Annotated in this window: 5 protein-coding genes and 2 pseudogenes; 4 read left to right on the top strand and 3 right to left on the bottom strand. The window is 61.0% G+C overall.

Translation table 11 applies throughout. The features are described 5' to 3' along the window. A pseudogene (locus P775_RS00125) lies at positions 1 to 173 on the top strand (transposase); the annotation flags it as partial. A 481-nt stretch (positions 174 to 654) separates the two neighbouring features. Here P775_RS00125 and P775_RS00120 read toward each other — a convergent pair. The 3 genes from P775_RS00120 to P775_RS00110 all read right to left on the bottom strand — a co-directional run bounded on the left by P775_RS00120 (position 655) and on the right by P775_RS00110 (position 4,317). After that, positions 655 to 1,836, bottom strand: coding sequence for an LLM class flavin-dependent oxidoreductase (locus P775_RS00120; RefSeq protein ID WP_099909065.1), 1,182 nt, complete (start codon positions 1,834 to 1,836; stop codon positions 655 to 657). An 89-nt stretch (positions 1,837 to 1,925) separates the two neighbouring features. Continuing rightward, positions 1,926 to 2,105 (bottom strand): hypothetical protein, encoded by a 180-nt coding sequence (locus P775_RS00115; RefSeq protein WP_099909064.1) that lies wholly within the window; start codon positions 2,103 to 2,105, stop codon positions 1,926 to 1,928. A gap of 1 nt (position 2,106) precedes the next feature. Further along, complete coding sequence (locus tag P775_RS00110; protein ID WP_245875498.1) at positions 2,107 to 4,317, bottom strand: heavy metal translocating P-type ATPase; 2,211 nt, start codon at positions 4,315 to 4,317, stop codon at positions 2,107 to 2,109. 89 nt (positions 4,318 to 4,406) lie between these two features. Here P775_RS00110 and P775_RS00105 point away from each other — a divergent pair, with 89 nt between their 5' ends. The 3 genes and pseudogenes from P775_RS00105 to P775_RS00095 all read left to right on the top strand — a co-directional run. Then, positions 4,407 to 4,850 carry a MerR family transcriptional regulator gene (locus tag P775_RS00105; protein WP_099909063.1) on the top strand — a complete coding sequence of 148 codons (444 nt, stop codon included), beginning with the start codon at positions 4,407 to 4,409 and terminating at the stop codon, positions 4,848 to 4,850. Positions 4,851 to 5,188: 338 nt separating this feature from the next. Further along, on the top strand, positions 5,189 to 5,485 hold the full coding sequence (locus P775_RS00100; RefSeq protein ID WP_099909062.1) for a PRC-barrel domain-containing protein: 297 nt from the start codon (positions 5,189 to 5,191) through the stop codon (positions 5,483 to 5,485). Between the two features lie 263 nt (positions 5,486 to 5,748). Further along, a pseudogene (locus tag P775_RS00095) lies at positions 5,749 to 6,024 on the top strand (IS6 family transposase); the annotation flags it as partial. Between the last annotated feature and the right edge of the window lie 511 nt (positions 6,025 to 6,535).

Raw genomic sequence — 6,535 nt, 5'->3', positions numbered from 1 at the left:
TGGTTCGATCCCGAGATGCACTGGGGTGCTGAACCTTCCTTCAAGAGAGGCAGATCGCGGAGATTCAGTGACGCTGCGATCCGGACGTGCCTGACCATGAAAGTGCTGTTCGGGATGGCGCTTCGGCAAACAATGGCTTCGTGGAAAGCCTGCTGCGGCTGACGGGTCTGGATTAAGACGTGCCTGACCTCAGCACCTTGTCTCAACGTCAATGGACACTTGAGGTCAAATCGGAAAAGGCCGCCCTGCATGTTCGCGAGCTCGGCGCTTGTCATCTCGCTAGACGTCGTATCGCCGCTGTTCTAATCTTGTGCGAGCGCCGACTTGCCAACGAGGGTCAATGCGATTGCGGTTGCTGCAATGGACGGTCACTCCAGACCTCGGCGTCAAAGCTACCGTCCCACACTTTTCCCGACAACTGCATGGCTTAGAAAGCTTGCCATTGCTGGCTTGAACCGCTCTCGAAATCCCAATTTCAGACGCCGCGCCAAATCGTGACCGCGACTGATCTGCGTCAATGCAGCCGTGATATTCTGCAAGACCTGTTCGCAGTTGGCCTTGGTCTTGCCATATGGGCGAGCTGTGGCTCGGCACGCACTTACCGATCAGCCGCCATGCAGACGCCGCAACCCGGGGAGGGCTGCGGCAGCAGTCTTATTTTACGGGTTCGCTGATCTTGCGGCCTTCCCTCTCGGCGGCATAGCTCACCTGTGCTGTCTCGACCGCCTTGGCGTGGATCTCGGCCAGTTGCGGGCGCAGCTTCTGGGCGCGGGCGGCGGCGGTCATGGTCGACAAGTGTTGGCCCTGAAAATGCGGAAACACCTCGCGCGCGATGAGGTCATAGCTGCGCTTAGTGGCCTCGAAATTGGCCCAGTTGTGCGCCAGCATCAGGTAGGCGCCGAAACCTCCCTGGGACTGGGTCCAGAGCCGTTCGATCTGGGCGCGACACATCTCGGGTGTGCCGATGGCGCCGAAACCGGAGTCGTTTATGAAATCGATCATCTCTTTTGCATTCTGCCCTGGCATGGACATCTGCGGGAAGGCGGCGATCTCTTGAAAGTAGTTGAACCAGTGCCCGATTCCGTATTCGACGTCGCGCCGCGCCTGCTCCATCGTCTCGGCAATGTGGCAGAGGCCGACGAGGCGCCACTTGTCGCGGCTCACCTGCTGCTTGTGGTGCTTCGCCTCTTCCTCGATCACGTCCCAGTGCAGCGCGAGAGCGTCGAACCCGGCGGCGGTGGTCGCGCCGATGGAGATCAGCCCGGTGCCGTATTTACCCGCGAGCTTGGGTCCGGTGGGCGAAGCGACGGCGGCAGTGGCCAGATCGAAGTTGGAATAGGGGCGCAGGTGCAGTCGGGCATCCTTCAGCACCCAACGGTCGTTTTCGAAATTCACTGGCTCGTCGGAGCGAAGCAGGCGAGTGATGATGTCCAGCCCATCGGCCAGCAGCCCCCGGGTGTCCTTCTGCGACAGCCCGATCATCGCGGCATCAGTGGGAAGGGACCCGGGCCCGAGCCCCAGCATGATGCGTCCGCGCGTCAGATGGTCAAGTTGGACCATGTTCTCAGCAATCCAGAGTGGGTTGTGATAGCTGACAGACACGACGCCAGTGCCAAGCTTGATGTACTTCGTGCGCTGCGCCGCGGTGGCGATCATGATCTCGGGGTTGGCGGAAATCTCCGACCCTGCAGAGTGGTGTTCACCGAACCAGACCTCATCATAGTCGCAGCGGTCCAGCCACTGGACGAGTTCGAGGTCCTGTTCAAGGGCGAGCGTGGGGTTGATCCCGGGCTTGTGGAACGGCGCCAGGAATATGCCGAAACGCATACGATTCATCTGTGGTCTCCTCCCGTGCGGCCCCCGCGTTCTGCGGGTGACCTAAGCGTAAACCTAAAACCCGACAGGCGAGCATGCCAAATCAATTCTTACGCGAGCATGCCCCGCGGACTCTCCCGCCCCTCGTCAATGGCCCTCAAATATCCCGACGTAGCAATCATCGCACCATCGGCCTGGGAGGCGATGGCGGTCATGACGCCGCCCCAGACGAAAAGCATGAGATACAGCAGCAGGACTGCAAGCGCGCTCCAGCCAAGGGCCGGAATCATCTCAGCTCTCCTTGTCCGGATCAAAGGCCAGTAGGCGCAGGGCATTGAGCGTGACAAGAACCGTGGCACCTGTGTCGGCGAGGATCGCGAGCCAGAGGCCGGTCAGGCCCAGCACGGTTGTGACAAGGAACACCGCCTTGAGGCCAAGCGCGATCGCCACGTTCTGGCGGATGTTGGCCATCGCCGCGCGGGCCAGCCTGATCGTGCCCGCCACATCCGTCACCCGGTTGCGCAGCATCGCCGCGTCAGCGGTTTCCAGTGCCACATCGGTGCCAGACCCCATCGCCACCCCGACATGTGCTGCGGCCAGCGCCGGGGCATCGTTGATCCCGTCGCCCACCATCATCACGCAGCCACGCGCCGCCATCTGCCGGATCGCGGCAACCTTATCCCCGGGCATCAGCTCGGCGCGATGATCCATCCCGAGGATCGCAGAGATCGCCGCAGCGGTGCGGCCATTGTCACCGGTCAGCATCACCGCGTCGACGCCAAGCACCTTCAACTGGCGCACCGCGTCGCCCGCATCCGGGCGCGGCTCGTCCCGCAGCGCCAGCAGCCCGACCAGCAGCCCGGCACGAAAGACCGCAACGACGGTCTTGCCTTCCATCTCAAGCGCTGCGGCCCGGCTGCGCGCGGTGTCGTCGAAGACCCCCGAAGATTCGGCAAAGCGCGGCGAGCCGATCCAGGCGGACGCACCAGCCACCATTGCTTCGGCACCTTTTCCGGGCAGTGCGCGGGCACCAGACGCAGGCAGCGGCGCGACGCCGTTCGCCTCGGCGCGGGACAGGATCGCCACGGCCAGAGGGTGGCTCGATCCCGCCTCGATCCCGGCGGCAAGCTCAAGAACCTCCGCCTCCGTGCCGCGGAACGGCACGATGTCGGTGATCCGTGGCCGCCCGAGAGTAAGCGTACCGGTCTTGTCAAAGGCGACGTGTGTGGTCCGTGCCGCCGCTTCGATCACCGCACCACCCTTCATCAGCAGGCCGCGCCGAGCCCCCGCCGACAAAGCCGAGGCAATCGAGGCCGGAACCGAAATGACCAGTGCGCAGGGGCATCCGATCAGCAGCAACGCAAGCGCGCGGTAAACCCAGATATCCCAGGCTTGCGCAAAGGTCAGCGGCGGGACAATGGCCACCAGCAGGGCCACGCCCACCACTCCGGGCATGTAGATGCGGCTGAAGCGGTCGATGAACCGCTCGGTCGGGGCACGCGCCGTTTCCGCCTCCTCGACCAGACGGATGATGCGGGCAATCGTGTTGTCCTCTGCCGCCTTGCTTACTCGCACGCGCAGAGCCGCTTCGGTGTTGATCGACCCCGCAAAGACCGCGTCACCGGGCTCTTTCAGGCTTGGCACGCTTTCGCCCGTAACCGGACTTTCGTCCAAGCCCGACACCCCTTCGATCACCTCGCCGTCCGCAGGCACCCTGTCGCCGGGGCGCACCAGAACCGTCTGGCCAATTGTCAAGCTCCCGGCGAGCACCTCGCGCGTCCGCCCGGACGTCTCCAAAAGCGCTATCTTGGGAACAAGCTGCGCCAGCGCCCTGATCCCGTCGCGTGCCTTGTCCGCTGCGACCCCTTCCAGCACTTCGCCCACCGCAAAAAGAAACACGACCAGCGCCGCTTCCTCGGCGGCGTTGATGACAAGTGCGCCAGTGGCCGCAATGGTCATCAGCATCTCGATCGTGAACGGCATACCCGCGCGTGCCGCATTGAGCGCGCGCCAGGCAATCGGCGCAACTCCGATCAGCGTGGCGAGTATAAAGGCCAAGTGTGCGACCCCGTCCGGCGCGACAATATTGATGCCCCAGGCAGCGATCAGCAGGGCGCCGGTGCCGATCACCAGCCGCCCCTTGCCAGTCTGATACCAGGACGGATCACGCTTGGCTGACGGACCGGGACGACCGGGGACATCCCGCAGGCTGTCGGTTTCACCTCTGTCCGCGCCTGCAGCAACGGCGTCATCAGGCAAAACAAAACTTTTACGCGGGGCCGCGACCCCCTTTGGTGCAATGCCGAACCCCAGCCTCTTGATGGCCGTCTCAACAGTCGCGCGCGATGTCAGCCCCTCATCCAGCGTCAGGCGCAACCGTTCGGCCATCAGCGCCACATCAACCTCACTCACCCCCGGCAGACGTTCGACCGCCCCCCGCACCTTGCCCGCGCAGGATCCGCAATCCATACCCGTGATCATCCATTCGCAGCGTGTCGTCATCTTGATTTCCATTCTGCCAAACGCAGCAATTGTCTTCATTCGACGACTAACCTAATGTCTCTAGTACCTATAGCTTCAAGAGGTATCTTATGCTGACGATTGGAAAACTGGGCATAGCGGCGGGCGTGAAGGTGCCGACCATTCGCTATTACGAACAGATCGGCCTTTTGCCGACGCCAGACCGCAGTGCCGGAAACCAGCGGCTTTATAATGCAAAGGCGCAGCATCGGCTGGCCTTCATCCGTCATGCCCGCGACCTCGGCTTCCCGCTCGAGGCTATCCGCGACTTGCTCAGTCTCTCGGACACGCCCGAACAGTACTGCGCCGCCGCAGATGTCATAGCCACCGAACAGCTCTCTGCGGTGAAGGCGCGCATCGCCCGGCTGACGGCGCTGCAGGCAGAGCTTGAGCGGATGATCACGCAATGTGCCAAAGGCACAATCGCGGATTGCCGGGTGATCGAGGTGCTGAGCGACCACGAACTTTGTGGCGAAGGCCATGGTGCCAGAACCGCAACTCGATGCGCCCCGTGAGACCGTTTCCAACCTTTGCGCTCTATCTGGCGGCGGCCATGGCCGATCCAAGATTTCCCTGAGCTACTTATACCGCGAAGCGCTGGCGCATCGCGTCCTTGGCGATCGTGTTGGAATGGAGATTGCACATTGGGAAATTAGATATGTCCGGACGAGGCATGTCGACCGGGTCAAGCGGTTTCTAAGCAATTTGCGCCTAAGCGGATTTTGGTCACGGGCTGATCGCGCCTTGGGCGGTAATCAGCCCGTTTGCACAATCGGTGAGCGCGCAGGGAACAGAACGCAGGATCCGTCGGTTATTGCAACAGTCGGAAACACCAACAGAAGTGAGACAAACCATGGACCATTCCAAGCATACGCCGCTTCGCACTGACGAACTGACCGAAGCAAACCTTGACGGTACGACCGTCTACGGACCGGACGACAGCAAAATCGGCAGCGTGGCTCACCTGCACGGTGTCGGAGGCAACGCGCAAGTCATCGTCGATGTCGGTGGTTTTCTGGGCTTGGGCGCCAAGCCCGTAGCACTCGATGTGGCACGCCTGCGCTTTATGCGCGACGAAACTGGCAAAATCCATGCGACGTCACCCATGACAAAAGACCAGCTCAAGGAGCTGCCGGAGCATCTTCACTAAGTGCCACAAGGCCAATCCACGCACTAGCGTCGATGGAGCCGACACATCGATATGTGTCGGCTCCATTTAAGTTAGGCTTGCGCTCATGTCGAGGCAATCGGGAACTTGGCGCGGCAGGGAGCGTATCCAGAGCGGGTCGGCCAGTGAGCAGCGGGCGATTTTTTTACCGGCGATCGTGGAAGCGCGCTCCAACCGAAATATGCTCCAAGCGCAATATGAAGGCGAAATACGAGCAACTGACCTCGGCCGGGAAATGCGAGAGGCTGGCCATCCGTGACCTTTGCCCAAGCGTCGCTCATCAATCCCAATAGGGTTTGAAAAACCGATCCAAGGCGTCGCATCGACGCATGCGACGAAGAAATAATACTATGGGGCGCTTCAAATCCCCATGCCAAGCGCAACGTTTTCTATCCATCCACGACCAGACTGCGGTCATCTTCCGTCTAAAGCGCTACTGCCTTTCCGCTACATACTATCGCCAATCTTGGGCTGACGCGTTCAACCTGTGGAACAACTCTGCGGCGGAAATGGCTGCCTGAACGGCGCACGTATCTTTGTCACGACGCGACGCAGCAAACTGACAAAGCCGTCGGCATTGTAAGCAAAGCCCTATGGGCCACCTGAGACGTCTAGGAAGATTTTCAATATGGCTACGTTGATTAAGTAGTTATTCTTCCCGGAGCGGCACTTTTCGACAAAGCCATCTGGGCACATGACGGTCCCCCCCTTATCGCAACCAATACATGGCTATGTTGGATGTCCGAGGCCTGATCGGCTGCCTAGAGAAGCGGTAAGGCCTTGGATCATGACCGCTTTTGATAGGATCGGAGTCAGCCGCCCTGCGAGACAGCTGATCTCATTTATCTTATACAGTCTTAGGTATGCCGAATTTCGGTTCCGAGCACTTTCATACATTCGCGCATGAAGGCGGCCAGTGCCGTCCATCCCTTGGCGGACACCATCGTGCCATCGACATAGGCCTCTTTGGGGTCGGTGACGTTGCCCCCAACTTTTATCCAGCGTGAGCGAGACTCCGGGTTTGAGTTTTGC

The sequence above is a fragment of the Puniceibacterium antarcticum genome (assembly GCF_002760615.1).
Classification (GTDB): Bacteria; Pseudomonadota; Alphaproteobacteria; order Rhodobacterales; family Rhodobacteraceae; genus Puniceibacterium; species Puniceibacterium antarcticum.
This window is presented reverse-complemented; position numbering and strand designations above follow the sequence as displayed.